We start from the raw sequence: 19,618 nt of genomic DNA, 5'->3' as shown, positions 1-19,618 counted from the left end.
TTAAATGATTCGATTTTGTTTCAGACTAACACTTATTATCGTTTTTCCGTTATGTTTGTTTTCTGCGGACATTCCTGAGTCAGAAGAACCAAAACTCGAATTACCCATTAAGGATCTTTACCATTTCCGCACGGAAACGGGTGAAACCATCCAATATCCAAAATCCACTAAACTTTGGTTTGGTGGGGATGTGATGTTCAATTGGGGTGTTCGGGATTCGATGAAAACAGAGGATCCATACTTTCCCTTTCGTAGTTTTTTTAGTTATCTAAAGAATTTTGATTTTCGGTTTCTCAATTTAGAAACCCCCATCCTCCACAAAACACCAGCCGCCGACCAAAGGAAGTCCTATGTTTTTTTTGGAGAAAGAAGGGATCTACTTGTACTTCGTATGTTTGGGATCGATGGGGTATTTCTTGGAAATAACCATACCATGGATTTTGGAGAAAGTGGGTTATTGGAAACTTTGGAACTTTTGGATGAGTTTGGAATACCACATACCGGGGCCGGTAAAAATACGGATGAGGCTTTAGTTCCCATTACTGTTTCCAAACAAAATACTGAGTACAGAATTTTTTCTTTTTCGGATACAGGAGAAACTAGGCTTTTTTCTGGAAACAAATCTCCTGGGGCCGCATACTTCCGAGTGGGAACGGCTGAGAGACTCATCAAAAAAACAAAACCAAACCAAGTGAATCTTTTGTCAGTGCATTGGGGAGTGGAATATAGTCCCTTACCGATGGATACAGAAAGAAATGCTGCCAAATATTTGGTGAATGCTGGTTATCAAGTCATCATTGGACACCATCCCCACATCCCGCAAGGGATAGAAGTATTTCCCAAGGGTGTTGTCATTTATTCCCTTGGTAACTTTTTATTTGGATCTAAAAACCAATACTTAAAACACAATATCTCAGTTGTTTTGCATTTTGATGCCGACAAACTTTTGTTTGTGGAAGTGGTTCCTGTTTTTGGAAAACACCAAACACTACCGGGAGATCATTATTTTTTCCCATTGGGACCAAAAGAGGCTGAAGGTTTTTTAAAAGAATATGCGATCCTTTGTAAACAACTGGGAACCGATCTTGTGATTTCCGGGGGAAGGGGTTATGTTTTTTTTGATAAGGAACTAAAAGCCAAACTAAAACCGTAATGGAACCAACTGCAAGTAAGTCCCACAGCAAAAAAGGGAAAACTCAGTTCGAGTAAATTGGTTTTGTAAATCGAAAAGAGCTGCAAAAAAAATCCTGTAAAAAACAGAATGGATGCCGTTCTTAAAATCCAACTTTTTTCATATAACCAAAAGTAAACGGAAACGATGGCCACATACCCAAACAAACAAAACCATTTGAGTTGGGAGGTGGGTTTTAAGTATTCTAGGGAGGGAGTCATCTCTTCTGCGGTTTTTGCATCCAAAACATTTAGGATTAAAATGTTTTCAATTAAATCGGCAAAACCGGCAATCACAAGAAGCAAAACCATTCCCATAAAGATCTTTAAAAAAATGGGTCTTACCTTTCTTCCCGCATAATGCCCGGTATACGTTAAAAATGCCAAATAACAGAAGATAAATCCAAAGTCAAAATAATGAACCTTTCTGTATTCTGCTGATAAGTTAAAAAAATCGATGGTGTCGGGAATTCCAATTAGGTCTTGGACTTGTTTGGGAGTTTCTGCCATTTCTAGACCGAGGAGGGTGGATTCAAATCCAGAGTGGTTGTCGAGGGCAGGTTCTTTCGGGGTGATGTGGTTTAAAAACCCAGCATAAAGTGCTAAAAATAGGCCAAGACCTAGGCCCCAAACCTCTGGAAAATTTGATTTTTCACCCATAAAAATGTTAGAAATTACATGGAAATGGAAGGGTTTGGGAACTCCAAGAAGAAATTCCATTGACCCAAGGCCCCATTGGCAAAACCCTAGTGGAAACTAACAAATTCTTCTACCTACAAGTGTTTCTATGTAGGTATACCCATAGGAGAAATATGAGAAACTACGAAATCACGAATATTCTTCGTGAAGGGAATGTAGAAGAGACGAAGTCTGCAGTAAAAGACTTACTCTCCAAATACAACTTCACGATCCAAGGCGAAGAGGATTGGGGTTCTAAAAGACTCTGGCATCCGGTTGGACAAGACGAACAAGGTCACTTCACACTCATCAAGTGTTCCGGCGCTCCTGCTGAAGTTGCAAAGATTGAACATGAGTTTAAACTCAATGCAAACATCTTAAAAACCCTCGTAATTAGGGCCAATGGCTAACGATCTTAACAAAATACTTATAATCGGTCGAATGACCCGTGATCCGGAATTTAAATCGGTGAACGGAAGTTCTGTTGTCAATTTTTCAATTGCGAATAACAGAGTTTATGTGACTAACGGTGAAAAAAAAGAGGAAACTCATTATTTTGACTGTGTTGCATGGGGCCGACTTGCTGACATTTTAAAACAATATGCTGGCAAAGGAAAACAAGTAGCGATTGAAGGTCGACTGCAACAACAGTCCTGGGAAACTCCTGAAGGCAAAAAAGCCTCTAAAATCCGTGTTTATGTTGAATCCGCACAATTACTGGGCGGCCAAGGACAGGGTGGTGGATCAGGTGGTGACCGTTCTGACAGTTCCAATTCTTATGATTCCGGCGTAAGTAGTGGTTATGATGATTATCCAGCCGGTGATGACGACATTCCTTTTTGATAGGTTATGACAATGAGCGAAACGACAAATATTGATGATACAAGAACAGATTCCCGCGAGAGTATGGACGGGATGGAAGACGACGAAAAAGGCGGTTTCCGTGGTAAAGACGGAGAAGGCAAATTCGGTCGTAAAAACGCAAAATATAAAAAGAAAGTATGTAAGTTCTGTGCTGACAAAGCCTTACTTGCAGGTCTTGATTACAAACGAGTAGACATCTTAGAAAGATTTGTTACCAACCGTGGTAAAATCATTCCAAGAAGAATCACTGGAACTTGTGGCAAACACCAAAGAGCCCTTGCTCGTGAAATCAGAAAATCCAGATCTATCGGTTTACTACCGTTTAAAGTTCTGTAGGAGTAACGGATGAAAGTTGTATTACAAAAAGACGTATTGAATCTTGGTGATGCTGGTGATGTAAAAGAAGTTGCAGATGGTTATGCACGTAACTTCCTCATCCCTAGAAGATTTGCTGTCCGTGCAAATGATGGAAACACTAAAGCTGCGATTCACCAAAAGAGACTTGCTGAACTTAAACGCGAAAAACGCGTGAAAGTGATGAAAGAACTTTCTACTTCGATTGATGGTAAAACATACGAAGTAAAAGTGAAAGTGGGCGAAAACGACAAACTTTTTGGTTCTGTTACAGCGAATGACATTGCACTTGCAATCAAAAACACTGGAGTAGAACTCGACAAACGTAAGTTAGATCTAGGTGAACCAATTAAATCAGTTGGTGAATTTAAAATCAAAGTTCGTTTGGCTGAAGGTGTTGTTCCAGTAATCGTAGTTAAAGTCGTCGGCCAAGCATAGTCTTACACTAAAGCTTTTTCGATGAATTCTAACCCCCTTCAGGAGATAGAGTCTGAGAAGAACTTAATCGGTTACCTACTCATGAGAGGGGTAGCCGGGCAGGAAGACTTAGGTCTAAGCCCGGACGACTTCTATATGGACAGCCACAGGCGAGTCTTTGAAGCCGTCACAGATCTCATCAATGAAGGGATCAATATCGACCTTGTTACGGTCACAAACCAAATGCGGGAAAAACGTCTTTTCAAAGATGAGTCCCGCGACTTGGAATACATCACTTCTCTTTACAAAGATACTGTTCCTTTCCAACCACTAGAATACTATGTGCGGCGTGTGAAACGTGTTTCCGACAGACGTAAGTATGTCGAAGCATTAAACCAAGCCATTGACAAAGTCAAAGTGGAACCTGGAGAAAACGATTCTATATTTAGTCTCGTAGAACAGTCGCTAATGGACATCTCTCGCCAGGAGAGATCCAAAGGTTTACGAAAAGTAAAAGACGATGCCAACGCCCTGATTGATTACATTAAAAATGTAGTCGCTGCCAGCCAAAATGGAACCGGTGGGATCAATGGATTAAAAACCCATTTTACTGGTCTTGATATGGCAACCACAGGTTTAAAATCTCACGAACTCATGATCCTTGCCGCACGTCCTGGAAACGGAAAAACAACTTTTGCTTTGAATATCGCAGCCAATGCCGCTTTGAAAGAACGTAAAACGGTTGTTATTTTCTCTCTCGAGATGAGCCGGATCGAATTACTCCTTAAACTCATCAGTGCGGATGCAAGGATTGATTCCTATGCATTAAAAGCAGGAACTTTGACTTCGGCACAGATGACACAACTGAAAGATAGTATTGGGAACATTACTTCTGCTAGTTTGTATATTGATGATTCTGGGTATTTAACCATCCAAGAGTTTTCGGCAAGACTCCGCCAACTTCGTACGACAGAAGAAGTGGGTCTTGTAATTGTGGATTATTTACAGCTCATGAGTGATCCGAAAGCCGCTATGGGAGGAAGGCAACAAGAGGTTGCCAATATTTCCAGGGGTCTCAAACAAATGGCAAGGGAAGTGGGTTGTCCCATCATCGCATTGTCGCAGATGAACCGGTCCATCGAAAACCGGTCCAAAGACCAAAGGCCACAACTTTCCGACTTACGGGAGTCAGGTGCCATTGAGCAGGATGCGGACATTGTATGTTTTATTTATCGGGAAGAAATGGTGAAACCTCCCGAGGAGCTTGACCCAAACAAAAGGGGAATGGCAGAGATCATTATCGCCAAAAACAGAGCGGGTGCTACGGCCGATTTTCCATTGATGTTCAATCCGAAGATTAGCCGTTTCGACAACGTACCATTATAAAGAGGTTTTCAATTGAATCAGTGGGTAACATCAGAATACAAAAATAGAATTAGCGCAACGAGTGTCTCAGATGCCTCTGTTGGTAAAACTTTATTCCTTTCCGGTTGGGCCTTTCGTTACCGCGACCAAGGTGGTGTGATTTTTATCGATCTTCGTGATCGTTCGGGAATTTTACAAATTGTGGCTCGTAAAGAAATTTTGGGTGATGACTTCTCCAAAGTAGAAAAAATTCGTTCCGAGTTTGTGATTGCTGTTAAAGGAAAACTTTCCCTTCGTGATGCGGAATCTGTAAACCCCAAGATGGAAACCGGTAAATATGAGTTAATTGCCGAATCAGTCGAAATTTTAAATACATCCAAAACTCCTCCTTTTACTTTAGATGAGTTTGATCCATCCGGCGAAGAAATTCGGTTGAAGTATCGTTATCTTGATATGCGAAGAGAAGAACTTCGGGATCGTTTGGTGTTACGTCACAAACTAACGTTTGCTCTCCGAGAATACTTAGATAGTAAATCTTTTTTAGAAATTGAAACTCCTATTTTGAATAAATCCACACCAGAAGGAGCACGTGATTTCCTTGTTCCTTCGCGTTTGAATGCCGGTGAGTTTTATGCTCTCCCGCAGTCTCCCCAACTTTTCAAACAAATCCTTATGATTGGGGGAATGGAAAGATATTTCCAAATCGTAAAATGTTTTCGAGATGAAGACTTACGTGCAGACCGCCAACCAGAATTCACCCAACTCGACATGGAGTTTTCTTTTGTAACAGAAGAAGACATTCGTCGTGAAATTGAAGCTATGTGGGCATTCGCTTTAAAAAAAGTTTTTAATTTAGAAGTCAGTGCTCCTTTTGCAACCATGCCATATCATGTGGCGATGGAAGAGTATGGTTCTGACAAACCAGACATTCGTTTTGGAATGAAACTTGTGAATGTATCGGAAATTGTGAAAGACGCGGACTTCCAAGTGTTTAGTGCTGCTGTTTCTGGTGGTGGGGTAGTGAAGGCGATTTGTGTTCCGGGTGGGTCTGTGATTTCTCGTAAAGAAATCGAAGACTTAACTTCTTGGTTATCTCGCGACTTCCGTGCCAAAGGCCTTGCTTATATGAAACATGGAGCAAACGGACTTGAATCTACAATCACCAAACGATTCACTCCGGAAGCACTTGCCGCCATTGCGAAGGCAGTGGGATCCAAAGAAGGGGATATGGTTTTTTTTGGGGCAGACTCCTCTAAAATTGTGAACGCTTCTCTTGGTGCCTTACGATTGAAATTATCCGAAAAATATGATCCACCTAAGGTTCCATATAGTTTCCATTGGGTTGTGGACTTCCCTATGTTTGAACTGGATGAAACCACAAAAACTTGGACCTTCCTCCACCATCCTTTCACTTCTCCCAAAGAAGAAGACTTTGACAAACTAAGAGATTGGAAAGCAGGGAAATCGGTTGACCTTTCTTCGATAGGTGCTAAAGCTTATGATCTAGTTCTGAATGGCACAGAAATTGGCGGTGGATCGATCAGGATTCACAACCCAGAAATCCAAAGCCTAGTTTTGGAAGCGATTGGAATTGGAGAAGAAGATGCTAAATCCAAATTCGGATTTTTACTCGATGCTCTTTCCTTCGGTGCTCCACCACATGGGGGGATTGCCTTTGGAGTGGATCGGATTATGATGTTACTCACTGGGGGAACTTCCATTCGTGATGTCATTGCTTTCCCAAAAACTCAGAAAGGAACCTGTATGATGAGTGAAGCACCAGGTCCTGTTGAAGCGAAACAACTAGAAGAATTAAAACTCAGGGTAGTCACTATCTAATATGGATGAAAGTTTTACATTTCAGGAAGAGTCCCTCTACCAAACGGTATGTGGGATTGGAGACAGCAAACTCCCGTTATGGGAAAGTCGCCTCAATGTAAAACTCATCCCTCGTGGAAAATCTCTCATCATCCAAGGAAGCGATGACCAAGTCCAGGTTGCCTTGGATACCTTTCAAAAGGTGGAAGAAAATTTCAAACGTAGACCCGACAAAGCCGATTATTCTTTTTTTGATATCGATTATTTAGTAAATAAGGTAAAAGATTCCAGCGGTGGTTGGCCGACCCCAGGATCTTCTGACTTCCAGAAGGAAGGAGAGACTTGGACTCCGAGAGACAAAATTTTTGTTACCTTCAAAGGAAAACCCATCTTTCCTCGCACCAAAAATCAGGAAAGTTTTGTAGATAGCCTTCATAAAAACTACATCACCATTGCTATGGGACCTGCGGGAACTGGTAAAACCTTTTTATCCATTGCTTCGGCATGTCGTATGATGCAAACGGGAGAAGTGGACAGGCTGATTCTCACAAGGCCTGCTGTGGAAGCCGGTGAAAACTTAGGATTTCTTCCGGGTGATTTAACACAAAAAGTAAACCCATACTTACGTCCCATCTATGATGCGTTACACGAATGCATAGGTTTTGAAAAAACAAGTGAATACTTACAAGTGGGAAAAATTGAAATTGCTCCCATTGCTTTTATGAGAGGACGAACTCTTTCTCATTCCTTTATCATTTTGGACGAAGCACAAAACTGTACTTTGCCTCAGCTAAAAATGTTTCTGACTCGGTTTGGAAAAAACTCCAAAATGGCAATCTCTGGAGATGCCACCCAAATTGACTTGGCTCATGGTAGGTCAGGATTAGAAAAAACGGTTTATACTTTGCGAAATCTAAACGGAATCGAAACAATTTTCTTTGGAAGAGAAGATATCACCCGTCACCCCATCGTCGAATCTATCGTCAGACGATTTGAAGAAAACGAAAGTCTATTTTCAAAAAAACCATGAAAACCTTATTAGATTCACCAATGACCCAAATCACAGATTTCCTAACGAAAGTTAGGCCAGTGTCTGTGGTTCGTAACACCCAAATTGTTTTAGTTTTTTTAACTCTCTTATTTGTTACCTATGTACTTTCTATACCATTTTTTGGACAAACAAAAGTGGATACCGATCCAGATGGGTTATTTTCGGAAGGTAAAATTGCCCCAGAGACCATTCAGTCGGTTAAAGAGTTTTCGTATGAAGATGCAGAAAAAACAAACGGGGAAAAACAAAAGGCAGTCGCTAATGTTCCTTTTGCTTTTGATAAAGATTTTGGAATTTTAGTTGCAGGGATTGATACCAATCTTTCGGAAGATGTGGAACTCTTACGTTCTATTCTTGCAGAAGGTAAGGGAACACCTGCGATTGTAAAAGATCGTATCCCCAGATGGCGCAATCGTACAAACGAAGAAATCCAAGCCATACTGGATTATCCAAGAAAAGATAAATTAAAAAACTTTATCCAACAATATACGAACTTAATATTTTCTAAGTATTGTATCGTAAAAGAAGACCTTCCTTTTGCCAAAGACTTGGACAAAGCCGGTGCCAAAATTCGTAATATTGGTACCCAAGACCAAACTTCTATCATCGATGGGAATTTGGTGATTCCCAGATCACAAATTTATAAAGAAGGGCCTGTTGCTTCCGTTTTATCAAAGTTAGCTTCCGAAAAGTTACCAAATGTTTCTGATTCCCTACTCAAAGCAGTTTCAAGAATCGGACTTTATTATGTGTATTCTTATCCTGCATGTAATTACAACCCAGAAGAAACGGAAAATGCAAGGATGCGGGCTGCAGGTTCTATTCCCATTCAGAAAAGTCGAATCCAAGCCAATGAGGTGATCGTCCGTTCTGGCGATGTCATCACTCCAGAAGTAAAATTAAAACTGGATATGATGAACCGTTATGCCACTCGTGCAAATTTGGCATCCATAATTTCTATTTTTCTCACTCAATGTGTGTTAATTGTGATCGTTGGGTTTTATTTGATTCGTTACAGGCCAAATCGACTCAATGACCTCTCGAGTAACCTCATCATCTTTTTTACCCTTTGGATTGTGATTGCATCCATTTATCTGCTTTCAAAAGTATTTTATGCAACTGACAGTGATTTGTCGGGTGTTTATTATTTTGGAATGTTTGTTCCTGTGGGAATGCTTTGTTTACTTCTTGGATTTGTTTATGATGAACAACTTTCCATTGCGATTGGGTTCTTTTTAGCATTTGCGGTCTTTTTTGCCTCAAGATACAACCCAACATCGTTTATGTTGGCTTTTACTGTAGCCGTTATGAGTTCTATTTACGGAAGACGGCTTCTCAAACGAATCGATTTTTTAAAGGCTGGTTTTCTTCTTACCTTTGTTCAGATTCTCATCACAACCGCAGGATATTTGTTTGATGGCAGAGAATTTTATGTAACAACCGGAGCTGGATTCTTTCGTGATCTAACCAATTCCAATTTATTTAGAATCACTGTGATGTGTTTTGTAAATGGTTTTGCGAGTGCTACTGCCGTTCAGTTTTTGTTACCGATGTATGAGTATATATTCAATATTCCTACGCGTTTCAAACTCATCGAACTTGCAGACACCGGCCATCCATTGTTGCAACAATTATTAACCAAAGCTCCATCTACTTATACTCATACTTTTATGGTGGCTGCACTTTCGGAAAGGGCGGCTCAAAATTTAAATTTGGATAGGCTCCTTGTGCGGGTTGGTGTTTATTTCCATGACATTGGAAAAATTCCCAATGCTGGGTTTTTTGTAGAAAACCAACATTTGATTCCAAAACCGGAACATATTGATAAAAACAATCCGGCCCTTGCTGCAAAAACAGTCATTGATCATGTGTTAGATGGAATTGAAATGGCAAAAAAAGCCAGGTTACCTAGAGAAATCATAAGTTTTATTCCTGAACATCATGGAACCTCAACAATGGCATTTTTTTATCATAAAGCCTTACAAGAGATTTCTCCTTCTGCCAGGAAAAATATCAATAAAAAGGATTTTCAGTATCCTGGTCCTAAACCACAAAGTAAAGAAACCGCAATTGTAATGATTGCCGACTCTTTAGAAGCCGCCTCTCGTTCGTTAGATGAAGTTTCCCAGGAAAGTTTAGATGAACTTATTCGTAAAATAGTAAACTCTAAACTTGCGGAGAACCAGTTGGATGAAAGTGGACTTACCATTGGGGATTTAGAAATTATCAAATCTAGCTTTAAAGAAGTTTTACTTTCTAGTTTACACCAAAGACCAAAATACCCAAAACCGGAAGATACCAAAGCTTTGGAGTCTGCCGGTTCTAAAAAAAATAAAAAATGAATTCCTCACTTATGGTTTCCACCCACTTGAATGACCAGTGGGGTGGGGACATAGAAATTAAATCAGATCTTGTGTTAAATAATTCGGAACGTATACTTAAGTTTTTAAGTCCTAAGTTTTTACAAGTATTAGAACTTTCCATTCTACTTGTGGATGATGAATTGATGAAAGAAATCAATTTAGAAAGAAGGGGACTAAGTAAAACAACAGATGTACTTTCTTTTCCATTGTATTCTGAATCTCCTCCCATACCCATTCAGATCTTAGGGGAAGTTGTGATCTCAATGGATACTTGCCGTAAACAAGCCAAAGAAGTTGGTCACTCGGTAATCGATGAGTTTTACCGACTTCTGGTTCATGGAATCTTGCACTTGTTTGGTTATGACCATGAAACAAACGAAGAAGACGCCATCCAAATGCGAAAGAAAGAAGATGAATGTTTGGAATTGGTGTTTGAATCTTAAATGGCCATTCGAAAGGAAAAAGGAATTGTGATACAGAGTCGTGATATTGGTGATAGTGACAGACTCATTAGTTTGGCGGGAGAATCCAATGTCAGGATGAATTTTCTAAGTAAGGGAATTCGTAAGTCCAAAAGGCGTGCCATCATTACAACGGAAATTGGATCTCTTGTGGAGCTTGATTTTTATGACCAAGCTGAAAAGGATTGGAAGTCCATTAAGGAGGTTCATTTAGTCAATCGTTATGATGAATTAAAATCTGATTATTTAGGGACTTTGTTTGTTTTGTATGTAACGGAACTAACATCGTTTCTTTATCCAGAGGGAGAAAGTCATCCTTTTTTGTTTCAACTTTTATCCGGGAGTTTAGAGACAAGTAACGAAAAGGGATTTCAAAAACAAATCCTTCCTTTTTTTAAATTACGTGCCCTGGCTCATATGGGCCATTTTCCTACCGAATTCTATTGTCACACCTGTGGGGAGGAAGTTCTTTCGAAAAGAGCGGCTTACTTTTCTGTGGGTGAACGTGAATTTTTGTGTTCTGATTGCCATCCTATCCCTAAAGATCATTTGCCTGTTTTGAAACTATTTCATACTATGTTATCAAAGAAATTTTCGAACGTGCTCGGGATTTTCACTGGGGAATCGGAATATAGAGATGGAGATTTGATTTTGAATCAGTTTTTGAGATCTCTATTCGGGAAAGAGTTAAAATCATACTTCGAGTTTTATAAAACAATAGGGTATTTATGAATTCAATTACAAAGACAATTTTACTTTGTATGACTCTGTCTGTTTTTTTTGCATTGTTCCAACTCCTACTAAAAGGAGAGAATTTGCGAAAGAAGGACAAAATAGGGATTGGAAAGGAAATGTCTGAACCCTTCAAAATCACCCTTAGGGAAGAAAAAGAAAGTATTCCTCATTTTATATCACGGTTCAAAATGCGAAGTTTTGAACTTTGGCAAAATTCAGACAAATTAAAGATGGAAATTAAATATTAGAAATGAATGTGAATCAATTATTAAAACAACAAGTGCTTCTTGAATTAGAGAAAGCCATAAATATTTATTTAGAAAAAAACAACCTTACTTCCATTAAAGAAAGTTTAAAAATCCGAATTGAATATTCTCGTGATGAAAAATTCGGTGATTATTCATCTCCGTTTGCTTTGGAAAACAAAAACATCCTTAACAAAAATCCAAAAGAAATTGCGGAAGGAGTTTTAGCGGAAATTCAGAACCATACTTTTTTTGAATTTGTTACTTTTTCACCACCAGGGTTTATTAATTTCCGAATTCAAACAGAGTTTCTTAATCACTATGTTGCGTCTGTTATGTTTCCGAATGTATCATTTGCCGAAACACAAAAAAAGGAAAAAATACTTCTAGAGTTTGTTTCTGCAAATCCAACAGGACCTATGAACATTGTGTCTGCAAGATCTGCGGCCTATGGGGATGCGCTTGCAAATTTATTATCAAGTCTTGGCCATACCGTAAAACGAGAGTTTTATGTGAATGATTATGGGAACCAAGTGTATTTACTTGGAGTTGCTGTTTTACTTCGTATTTTTGAATCAAAGGGCGAAACCATCAGTTTCCAAGAAGAAGAGTCCGACATACCAGTGATCGAACTCATTAAAAAGAGAATTTTACCTAAAGAAAGTTATCGTGGTGAATACATCAAAGAAATTGTTATTCAATGTTTAGAAGATGAATCCCGGACAAAATTTATTTTTGATTCTGTATCTTCGGAAAAATGGGATGAGGTAATTGATTTTCTTTCTAAGTATGCGGTAGAATACAATTTAAGTCGGCAAAAAGAAGATTTGGCTCTTTTTGGAGTGAACTTTGACTTGTTTTTTAGTGAAAGAAGTTTGCATGAATCCGGGGACGTGGAGAAAGTTCCTACTATCTTAAAAAAAGAAGATGTAACCACAATTGATGGAAAACTTCACTTTCTCTCCACACTCTATGGTGATGATAAAGATCGTGTGATAAGACGGGAAGATGGTAGGCCTACTTACTTAATGGCGGACATCGCCTACCATTATAATAAATTCACACGAGGATTTGATACTCTCATCGATATTTGGGGACCTGACCACTATGGATATATTGCACGTTTGAAAGGTGCTGTGAAATCCTTTGGGAAATCAGATGATAGTTTCCGAGTCCTCATCGCCCAACAAGTGAACTTAATCGAAAACAAAGAAAAAGTGAAAATGAGTAAACGTTTGGGAATTTTCCAAACGATGCGCGATCTTTTGTCTTATTTAGGAAAACAAGGGAAAGATGTGGGACGATATTTCTTTTTAATGAGAAGTTCTGATGCACCTCTTGATTTTGATTTGGATTTGGCGAAGGATGAATCTGACAAAAATCCAGTGTTTTATATTCAATATGCACATGCAAGGATCTGCTCTATCTTTCGAGAATTACAAGTTCCGATGGACTTAAATCTTTTAAAGGAAGGAGTATCAGTTGAATTTTTAAAACAAGAAGAGCGAACAAGGCTTCTTTTTTGGGTAGCAAGACTTCAGGAAGAAGTTTATGACACTGCAACTAGTTTTGAACCACATCGTCTTACAAACTATCTACAATCCTTAAGTAAATCTTTCACAAAGTTTTATTCACAAAAAGACAATCGGATCAAAGACAAATCTGGAAACGAAAGAGATACCCTTTTGGCACTTGTGCTGTATACAAAGTATGCTTTAGAAAGTGGACTAAAACTTCTCGGAATATCAGCACCAGAGAAGATGTCAAAAGAAGAGACTTAAAAATATCAATGGAAGCACCTTACATTGTCATTATAGCAACTGGTTCTGAGATTACCGCAGGACGAAGTTTGGATACTAACTCTGGTTGGATGGCAAATCAATTGTTTGAATTGGGTTGGAAGGTTAAAAAAATTATCGCATTACCTGATGATCCAGACCTTATTTTATCCGAACTCCAAATCCTAAAGAAACTTTCTGAATCAAGGCCAGTGCTTGCCCTTATGACAGGTGGCCTTGGTCCCACGGAAGATGATTATACCTTGGAAACGGTTTTAAAACTCAGTGGAAAAAAATCATACTCTGTGGAAAAGGCAAAGATTCGTTTACAGAGAATTTATGAATCACGTGGAAAACAATACAGCGATATTTTGCCTACAGTCATTCGCCAAACACATGTTCCGGAAGATTGTAAAACTTTGGACAATAGTGTAGGCATAGCAGTTGGATTTATGGAATCCATTGGGGTGGATTCCTATTTGGTTTGTATGCCAGGTGTTCCTTCCGAAATGAAGGAAATGTTCACAAGAAGACTCACTCCCGAACTCAAAAGAATTTACCCCAGAGAAAACTTGGTCCAAAAAACAAAATGGTTGTGGAATATTGGTGAATCCCTTTACCAAAAGGATTTTGTAGAAACCCATAGAGAGGAACTTTTTGAAGGTGTTGAATGGGGGGTTACAGCAAACAGGGGTTATATTAAGTGTATTTTTCAATCTACCGATTCAAATAAATTAGAAACCGTTGTTGCCGCTCTAGAATCGCAATACCCAAAAATTATTTCAGATGATGTATTTACCTTTGTCCATGAAGAGTTAATTTCTAAAAAGTTAACCATTGCCGTAGGAGAAAGTTGTACTGGTGGCCTTCTTGGAAAAAAACTAACAGACCCTCCCGGATCCAGTTCCTATTTTATAGGTGGGTTTTTAACCTATTCAAATGATTTAAAACAATCTTTACTTGGTGTTTCTAAAGATACCTTAGACCAGTTTGGTGCTGTCAGTAAAGAAACGGCAATTGCTATGGCAAAAGGAATATCTGAAAAAACAAAAGCAGACTATTCTATATCCATTACTGGGATTGCGGGTCCAGATGGCGGATCAGATGAGAAACCTGTAGGAACTGTTTGGATTGGAATCAAAAGTTCCGATGGTTCCATAGAAAGTCATTCCTATCTTTTTCCTGGAAACAGAGAAAGTATTCGGGAAAATGCAAGTAATACAGCTTTATTTTTAATATACCAATCTTTAAAACAAAGGAAGGTTTAAGTTTAAGATGTTACATACCATTGTTTATTTCCTCGGTTTTTTTCTTTTATTCTTTTTTAGTTGGGACGTAGATTTAAATTTAGTTCCGAATATCCGGGAAACTTGGGTTTGGAATAGCGAAGGCAGATTTGGGACGACCTCACCAAAGATAGGTGAAGATCCCTTAAAAACAATCAATGGATACAGAACTGGAGGGAAGTATTATTCTTTCCGAACAGGAAAGTTTCTAGAAACAGATCCAAAGTATCTGGTTGATTTTCCTTTGTTATCCAATGGATATTTGTTATATGAAAAGATAGGAGATGAGGTAAATTTTTTCTCCGATGCTTCGGAACTCTTCTGGAAAAAACCAATTAATTCTTATCCTAGGAGTGGTTATTTTGCTTCTCCAGTTTTGTATTTAGCAGGTGATAATAACACAGTTTTCCTTATGGACGAAAGTGGAAACCGCGTCGGCAAATCCGAGTTGAACGGAAGGTTTCTTACTGATTATCAGTTTGATTCTAAAAACAAAGGTGTGATTGTCCTTTTTTCTGGAGGGGAAATTTACCGCTTAGATGAAAAAGGAAATGTCCTTTTTGAGAGTGATCTCTCAAAAGAGAAAAAGGATTCCTTTTTTAAATCCGTTTCACTTTCGCCTGATGGTAAATATTCTTCCGTACATTATTCATTACTAGATAAAGATTTTGTATTGGTTTTGGATGAAAAAGGAGAAACAGTTGAAGAGTTTTCTCTTCCCAAATTTTATCCTCACAAACTTTATTTTGTGACAGGGAATGATGGATCTATTCTCTTTAACTTACCTGATACACTGGCCTTTTATCGAGATGGAAAATTGGTTTGGGAAAAAACCAAACAAAAGTCAGGAGGGGTATACCAGTCGGTTTTTGGAACAGATTCGGTTTATGTAGTTTTGTCTGAATCGGAAATTCAGTTTTATAATACCAAAGGAAACTTGATTCGTTCGAAACGGATCCCACCTTCCGAATTACCAATCCGATTTTTTCCTGGAAAAACTAGTTCTGTTTTTTATATGCAATCTAAATCTGATTTGATGCAATTTCAAATTTTCTGATTCATTCAAGTTTCAGATCTTTGGGTTTTTCGTAAACTGAAGGTCTGTTGTTTGTAGTGAGTCGCGCAGAACTTTTCCTTTTACATTTAAGGATTTGTTTTTTTGGGATCTACTTCATAGATGGAAAGAGATTTAAATCCAGTCCTTCCTTCTCGGTTGATCATCGCTATGGTTTCTGTACAAACTCCTGGTTCAATGTTAAAGATGAGTTGGTCAGAAATTTCGCGGCAAATATAAAGACCTCGACCATGACTGTCTTCCAAACCTTTGGGAAACCCAGTTGTATCATCAATGCTTATATGACGATCGAGTCTATGTAAAATTTCTTCTTTCCTTAGTGAGCCAAACTGATCTCGCACAACGATGAATATGGTGCTCTCTGTGGCTCCATATCCAATTAAAAAATAATCATCAGGCATAAGTTGGATATTGTCGAGTGGGACAACCATATCGTGACTAGGAATTTCGAATTGGTATTTGTATTCCCCTTCATGGGTACGAGGGGCTCGGATCATAGCGTTGGAAGTGAGTTCTTCTAACACTTGTTGGATTGCTTTTGGTGCCCCAAGTTGGATTAAGTTTTTAGAAATTTTTCCACACAAAATCGAACGGTCTTGGTCAGATTTAATTTGTTTGTAAATGATCCCGTTATTTGGTGCTTCTTCAAATTCGCTACTTATGTTTTGGTTATAAACCTTAAAATCACCGGTGAAATATTTTTCAATTCCAAAGATGTCATTGGAAAGTAACTTTTCTACCATCACTTCGATGAGGTGAATGTCTAAAAAACTGTATTTCGGAATGATATTCCAAATATGGAGATCTTTTGCATATTTAATGTATTCGTTGATATTGTAAGCAGTCATGAGTGCATACAATATATGAGGAAATTCTTTTTGTATGAGTTTGACTAAATCAATTCCTGATTTTCCAGGAAGGCGAATGTCAGTGATGGTTAAATCTATTTTTTCATTCGTTAGATACCAAACTGCTTCTTCAAAATGTTCAGCCCCAAAAACATTAAACTTTGTGCTGAGTAAATCCATAATCGCTTCGCGAATGGAATGAATGTCTTCAACGATTAGAATCGACTGCTTCATGGATTTTGCTCCGTGATATCATTGGTCAAGGGGAAGGAAATCGTAAACCTTGTTTTTTGTTCACTGGATTTCACTGAAATATTACCATCATGTTCTTTGACAATGGAGTGGCAGATAGAAAGTCCAAGACCAGTTCCCGTTCCTGATTTGTTACTTGTAAAAAATGGATCAAATATTTTTTGAATGATGGCATCAGGAATTCCACCTGCATTGTCTTCCACAATGATATGAAGCCAGTTTTTGGTTTTCCTGATTTCAATAGAAATTTCCCCAGGTCTATAATCAAAGGCTTGGAGTGAGTTTCTGAATAAATTCATAAACAAACGTTCCATCTTTCCTGGATGAAACGGAAACTGATAGTCATGGTCGCAAGAGATTCGCCAAACAATGTTTTTACTTAAGTGAGGGTAGAGGCGAATGACCGTATCTTTTGCACGGTTGATTGTTTCTACAATGTCACCCAGCGTTACTTTGACTTTATCGGTTTTTGCAAAAGAAATAATATCCGAAACAATGATTGCTGCCCGAGAGATATCATTTCTTATCATATCCAATCGTTTTTCAATTTGTTCAGGAGGTTGGTTCTGCCAATTTGCTTTTAGGTTTTGGAGAGTTAGACTAATTCCTGTCAGTGGGTTATTTAACTCGTGTGCAATCCCGGAAATTAAAATCCCAAGAGAAGCAAGGTTACGCATTCGAAAGGATTCTTCTTCTTTTTCTCTTTGTTTGGTAACATCTGAAATTTTTTCCACCATCCAAAAAAGGTCTTCTTGTTTTGGGTAAGGATAAAATTCCAAAAGTAAGGTTTGTTTTTTATCTTCGGATCGGAAAAAAATCTCTCTTGTGATAGGAGTAGAATAAGTTTGGTTTTTTTCTTTTGTTTTTACATTGATTTTGGGGCAGTAGGGACAAATGTCTGTTCGTTGGTATAAAACTTCATAACATTTACGATCAAGGAGTTCATCGTATTTATTGTTTTTGGCAAATAAGATGGTCGCAAGATTGGCTCTTTGGATATTAAAATCGGAATCAATGAGAACCAGCGGGTCTTGCACCACATCGTAAATGGCCTCAAGTTCGCGGGCTTTTTCCGCTACCTTTTCTACTGAGGCAGAGTCGTTTCCATTACTACCACTTGGGGAGTTCATAGGCAAAATTAATATCCCAAAGACTGGTTCAGTTGTTTGAACATGGACTTTTGATTTTTGTTTCCACCAGTTTTCTGTAAGGCGGTAATGGATGCCAATTGGCTGTGAAAGTCTAAAAGAAATTTGATATAAAAATCTTTTTTAAAATCGTTTCGTTCCTGTTTGATATCATCATTACGTAAAGAAGATAGTGGAAAACTATCACTGCCCTCAAGCCCAGAGAAACTAATTATCATATCATTTAAAGATTCATCCAAAGGAGAGGAGTCCGAAATTTTAGTTTTTGTTTTTTGTTCGATTTCTGTATCTTCTGTGACCACCAAAACTTCTACCTTGGAGAGAACCGAACCATTAAATTCTAAGAGAATCGATTTTTCTTCCGAATGTTTGATTCGATTTTTATTTTGTGGGTCTGGATCTACCTTGTATTTCCGAATCCGAATTCCAGTTCTATTCGGATAAGTTCCAATAAAACTGATGGTTGTATTTGTTGGAAGGGAAGTTAGGTTTTCGTAGGACAGAAGTTCCCTAGCTTTAGCGATATCTCGGTAAAGGCTAAGGATTTCCTTATCTAATCTATTTTCTTTTTCGGAAATGGCAGTCTCAGCTAAAAGACTGGCACTAAAGAAGAATAAATTAAGGAGTAGTAGGAGCCGGTACTTCGGGAGTGCTTCCATCAGTTTCTACCGGAGTCTCTAAACTTGGTTCTAAATCAGGAACCAATACTTCGTCTTTTTTTGCAAAAACAAAGGATAAAGCCAGTGATAGAACGATAAAAAGAATCGCTGCCACTCTTGTTGTTTTTGTCATTACGTCAGCTGTGGATGCCCCAAAAACCGATTGGCTCGCGGTGGATCCACCTAACATTCCTGCACTTCCGCCTTTTCCAGTTTGGATCATGACAAGAAGGATGAGAAAGAGTGAGAGTAGAATAAAAAGTGTGAGGATGGTTCCTGCAAAAAATCCCATATTGTTTCCTTATTTTAAAAGTCCTAAAAATGAATCTAATTTTTGACTGGCTCCTCCCACGAGGCCACCGTCTATATTTGGTTTGGCGAGTAATTCTTTGATATTGTCCGGTTTTACCGATCCACCATAAAGAATTTGAATATTTTCCGCAATCACACCAGCACCAACAAATAAATTTCCTATTTCTTTACGGATAAAGGCATGTGCCTCTTCCGCTTCCACAGGTGTTGCCACCTTTCCAGTTCCGATCGCCCAAACAGGTTCATAAGCAATGACGAGGTTTTTAAAAAGGTCACTTGTAATGTCTTTTAGACCTTTTTTGATTTGGTCTTCTAACACAGTAAAGGTGTTTCCTTTTTCTCGTTCTGCCCAGGTTTCACCCACGCAGTAAACAACGCGGAGACCGGCTTTCAAAAAGTATAAAATCTTTTGGTTATCAAATTCGGAAGTTTCTCCGAGAAATTGGCGCCTCTCTGAGTGACCCACAAGAACTGTAGTAATGCCAAGTTCCGCTAATTGCGCGGGAGAAATTTCTCCAGTCATTGCTGTGAGTCCGGACTGGTAAGCATTTTGTGCCCCGACGATGAGTTTTGATCCTTTGGCAAGGGAAGAAACTGTTTCTAAATGAAGAGCACTGGGGAAGACCATCACTTCAAAAGCCGATGTGTCACTTGTAGAAACTAGTCCTTTTGTGATGGAACTTGCTTCTGCCAAAGTTAAATTCATTTTCCAATTTCCGGCGATGATCTTCTTTCTCAT

General features: G+C 38.7%; 21 protein-coding genes. 15 read left to right on the top strand and 6 right to left on the bottom strand.

Annotated features, from left to right (window positions below; all coding sequences use genetic code 11):
• Window positions 1-4: 4 nt before the first annotated feature.
• Window positions 5-1,153, top strand: a complete 1,149-nt coding sequence (locus EHQ24_RS18530; RefSeq protein WP_135603069.1) for a CapA family protein — start codon at window positions 5-7, stop codon at window positions 1,151-1,153.
• On the opposite strand, the gene EHQ24_RS18525 is transcribed toward EHQ24_RS18530, so the two are convergent.
• The gene (locus tag EHQ24_RS18525; RefSeq protein ID WP_135603068.1) at window positions 1,108-1,890 is read right to left on the bottom strand and encodes a hypothetical protein; all 783 of its coding nucleotides are present in this window, start codon (window positions 1,888-1,890) and stop codon (window positions 1,108-1,110) included. The two genes, EHQ24_RS18530 and EHQ24_RS18525, sit on opposite strands and share 46 nt — an antisense overlap.
• 92 nt (window positions 1,891-1,982) lie before the next feature.
• Here EHQ24_RS18525 and rpsF point away from each other — a divergent pair, with 92 nt between their 5' ends.
• The 14 genes from rpsF (at window position 1,983) to EHQ24_RS18455 (ending at window position 15,642) form a co-directional block, all read left to right on the top strand.
• Window positions 1,983-2,258 (top strand): 30S ribosomal protein S6, encoded by a 276-nt coding sequence (gene rpsF / locus EHQ24_RS18520; protein ID WP_100743254.1) that lies wholly within the window; start codon window positions 1,983-1,985, stop codon window positions 2,256-2,258.
• Window positions 2,251-2,691: a single-stranded DNA-binding protein gene (locus EHQ24_RS18515; RefSeq protein ID WP_100743253.1), complete on the top strand. Its 441-nt coding sequence runs from the start codon at window positions 2,251-2,253 to the stop codon at window positions 2,689-2,691. Before rpsF ends, EHQ24_RS18515 begins: the two co-directional genes overlap by 8 nt.
• Window positions 2,692-2,763: 72 nt before the next feature.
• Window positions 2,764-3,048 (top strand): 30S ribosomal protein S18, encoded by a 285-nt coding sequence (gene rpsR, locus EHQ24_RS18510; protein ID WP_012389070.1) that lies wholly within the window; start codon window positions 2,764-2,766, stop codon window positions 3,046-3,048.
• 9 nt (window positions 3,049-3,057) lie between these two features.
• Entirely contained in the window at window positions 3,058-3,504 is a 447-nt protein-coding gene (rplI, locus tag EHQ24_RS18505; RefSeq protein WP_135603067.1) for a 50S ribosomal protein L9, read from the top strand.
• A gap of 21 nt (window positions 3,505-3,525) precedes the next feature.
• A complete protein-coding gene (dnaB, locus tag EHQ24_RS18500; RefSeq protein WP_100743250.1) occupies window positions 3,526-4,869 on the top strand; it encodes a replicative DNA helicase in 1,344 nt (447 codons plus the stop codon).
• 12 nt (window positions 4,870-4,881) lie between these two features.
• The gene (gene aspS / locus EHQ24_RS18495) at window positions 4,882-6,687 is read left to right on the top strand and encodes an aspartate--tRNA ligase (protein WP_135603066.1); all 1,806 of its coding nucleotides are present in this window, start codon (window positions 4,882-4,884) and stop codon (window positions 6,685-6,687) included.
• 1 nt (window position 6,688) lies between these two features.
• Window positions 6,689-7,696: a PhoH family protein gene (locus EHQ24_RS18490; protein ID WP_135603065.1), complete on the top strand. Its 1,008-nt coding sequence runs from the start codon at window positions 6,689-6,691 to the stop codon at window positions 7,694-7,696.
• The gene (locus EHQ24_RS18485) at window positions 7,693-10,059 is read left to right on the top strand and encodes an HD family phosphohydrolase (protein WP_135603064.1); all 2,367 of its coding nucleotides are present in this window, start codon (window positions 7,693-7,695) and stop codon (window positions 10,057-10,059) included. Before EHQ24_RS18490 ends, EHQ24_RS18485 begins: the two co-directional genes overlap by 4 nt.
• Window positions 10,056-10,523, top strand: a complete 468-nt coding sequence (gene ybeY, locus EHQ24_RS18480; RefSeq protein WP_135603063.1) for an rRNA maturation RNase YbeY — start codon at window positions 10,056-10,058, stop codon at window positions 10,521-10,523. Before EHQ24_RS18485 ends, ybeY begins: the two co-directional genes overlap by 4 nt.
• Window positions 10,524-11,273, top strand: a complete 750-nt coding sequence (recO, locus tag EHQ24_RS18475) for a DNA repair protein RecO (RefSeq protein ID WP_135603062.1) — start codon at window positions 10,524-10,526, stop codon at window positions 11,271-11,273.
• A complete protein-coding gene (locus tag EHQ24_RS18470; protein ID WP_167483105.1) occupies window positions 11,270-11,524 on the top strand; it encodes a hypothetical protein in 255 nt (84 codons plus the stop codon). The genes recO and EHQ24_RS18470 overlap by 4 nt, the downstream gene beginning before the upstream one ends.
• A gap of 2 nt (window positions 11,525-11,526) precedes the next feature.
• Entirely contained in the window at window positions 11,527-13,302 is a 1,776-nt protein-coding gene (gene argS / locus EHQ24_RS18465; protein ID WP_135603061.1) for an arginine--tRNA ligase, read from the top strand.
• An 8-nt stretch (window positions 13,303-13,310) separates the two neighbouring features.
• Window positions 13,311-14,567: a nicotinamide-nucleotide amidohydrolase family protein gene (locus EHQ24_RS18460; protein ID WP_135603060.1), complete on the top strand. Its 1,257-nt coding sequence runs from the start codon at window positions 13,311-13,313 to the stop codon at window positions 14,565-14,567.
• A 7-nt stretch (window positions 14,568-14,574) separates the two neighbouring features.
• Complete coding sequence (locus EHQ24_RS18455; protein ID WP_135603059.1) at window positions 14,575-15,642, top strand: hypothetical protein; 1,068 nt, start codon at window positions 14,575-14,577, stop codon at window positions 15,640-15,642.
• An 86-nt stretch (window positions 15,643-15,728) separates the two neighbouring features.
• Here EHQ24_RS18455 and EHQ24_RS18450 read toward each other — a convergent pair whose 3' ends face one another.
• The 5 genes from EHQ24_RS18450 to tpiA are packed head-to-tail and all read right to left on the bottom strand — an operon-like array spanning window position 15,729 to window position 19,618.
• On the bottom strand, window positions 15,729-16,742 hold the full coding sequence (locus tag EHQ24_RS18450) for a response regulator transcription factor (RefSeq protein ID WP_135603058.1): 1,014 nt from the start codon (window positions 16,740-16,742) through the stop codon (window positions 15,729-15,731).
• The gene (locus tag EHQ24_RS18445) at window positions 16,739-17,890 is read right to left on the bottom strand and encodes an LIC_12097 family sensor histidine kinase (protein ID WP_135603057.1); all 1,152 of its coding nucleotides are present in this window, start codon (window positions 17,888-17,890) and stop codon (window positions 16,739-16,741) included. The genes EHQ24_RS18450 and EHQ24_RS18445 overlap by 4 nt, the downstream gene beginning before the upstream one ends.
• A gap of 8 nt (window positions 17,891-17,898) precedes the next feature.
• Window positions 17,899-18,567, bottom strand: a complete 669-nt coding sequence (locus EHQ24_RS18440) for an LIC_12096 family protein (protein ID WP_135603056.1) — start codon at window positions 18,565-18,567, stop codon at window positions 17,899-17,901.
• Window positions 18,527-18,859 (bottom strand): preprotein translocase subunit SecG, encoded by a 333-nt coding sequence (secG, locus tag EHQ24_RS18435; RefSeq protein WP_135603055.1) that lies wholly within the window; start codon window positions 18,857-18,859, stop codon window positions 18,527-18,529. Before secG ends, EHQ24_RS18440 begins: the two co-directional genes overlap by 41 nt.
• Window positions 18,860-18,868: 9 nt before the next feature.
• Complete coding sequence (gene tpiA / locus EHQ24_RS18430; protein WP_135603054.1) at window positions 18,869-19,618, bottom strand: triose-phosphate isomerase; 750 nt, start codon at window positions 19,616-19,618, stop codon at window positions 18,869-18,871.

It is taken from the genome of Leptospira noumeaensis (assembly GCF_004770765.1).
In the GTDB taxonomy this organism is placed as follows: Bacteria; Spirochaetota; Leptospiria; order Leptospirales; family Leptospiraceae; genus Leptospira_A; species Leptospira_A noumeaensis.
Note: the sequence above shows the minus strand (reverse complement) of the source record. Positions and strands in the feature narration are given on the sequence as shown.

Bases quoted from the DNA above. Each gene is read 5' to 3' on its own strand.
- EHQ24_RS18470 (WP_167483105.1), top strand. From the start codon at position 11,270: ATGAATTCAATTACAAAGACAATTTTACTTTGTATGACTCTGTCTGTT.
- EHQ24_RS18530 (WP_135603069.1), top strand. From the start codon at position 5: ATGATTCGATTTTGTTTCAGACTAACACTTATTATCGTTTTTCCGTTA.
- rpsR (WP_012389070.1), top strand. From the start codon at position 2,764: ATGGAAGACGACGAAAAAGGCGGTTTCCGTGGTAAAGACGGAGAAGGC.
- rpsF (WP_100743254.1), top strand. From the start codon at position 1,983: ATGAGAAACTACGAAATCACGAATATTCTTCGTGAAGGGAATGTAGAA.
- EHQ24_RS18455 (WP_135603059.1), top strand. From the start codon at position 14,575: ATGTTACATACCATTGTTTATTTCCTCGGTTTTTTTCTTTTATTCTTT.
- rplI (WP_135603067.1), top strand. From the start codon at position 3,058: ATGAAAGTTGTATTACAAAAAGACGTATTGAATCTTGGTGATGCTGGT.
- EHQ24_RS18525 (WP_135603068.1), bottom strand. From the start codon at position 1,890: ATGGAATTTCTTCTTGGAGTTCCCAAACCCTTCCATTTCCATGTAATT.
- EHQ24_RS18515 (WP_100743253.1), top strand. From the start codon at position 2,251: ATGGCTAACGATCTTAACAAAATACTTATAATCGGTCGAATGACCCGT.
- secG (WP_135603055.1), bottom strand. From the start codon at position 18,859: ATGGGATTTTTTGCAGGAACCATCCTCACACTTTTTATTCTACTCTCA.
- EHQ24_RS18460 (WP_135603060.1), top strand. From the start codon at position 13,311: ATGGAAGCACCTTACATTGTCATTATAGCAACTGGTTCTGAGATTACC.
- dnaB (WP_100743250.1), top strand. From the start codon at position 3,526: ATGAATTCTAACCCCCTTCAGGAGATAGAGTCTGAGAAGAACTTAATC.
- EHQ24_RS18445 (WP_135603057.1), bottom strand. From the start codon at position 17,890: ATGAACTCCCCAAGTGGTAGTAATGGAAACGACTCTGCCTCAGTAGAA.
- tpiA (WP_135603054.1), bottom strand. From the start codon at position 19,618: ATGAGAAAGAAGATCATCGCCGGAAATTGGAAAATGAATTTAACTTTG.
- EHQ24_RS18440 (WP_135603056.1), bottom strand. From the start codon at position 18,567: ATGGAAGCACTCCCGAAGTACCGGCTCCTACTACTCCTTAATTTATTC.
- EHQ24_RS18485 (WP_135603064.1), top strand. From the start codon at position 7,693: ATGAAAACCTTATTAGATTCACCAATGACCCAAATCACAGATTTCCTA.
- recO (WP_135603062.1), top strand. From the start codon at position 10,524: ATGGCCATTCGAAAGGAAAAAGGAATTGTGATACAGAGTCGTGATATT.
- argS (WP_135603061.1), top strand. From the start codon at position 11,527: ATGAATGTGAATCAATTATTAAAACAACAAGTGCTTCTTGAATTAGAG.
- ybeY (WP_135603063.1), top strand. From the start codon at position 10,056: ATGAATTCCTCACTTATGGTTTCCACCCACTTGAATGACCAGTGGGGT.
- EHQ24_RS18490 (WP_135603065.1), top strand. From the start codon at position 6,689: ATGGATGAAAGTTTTACATTTCAGGAAGAGTCCCTCTACCAAACGGTA.
- EHQ24_RS18450 (WP_135603058.1), bottom strand. From the start codon at position 16,742: ATGAAGCAGTCGATTCTAATCGTTGAAGACATTCATTCCATTCGCGAA.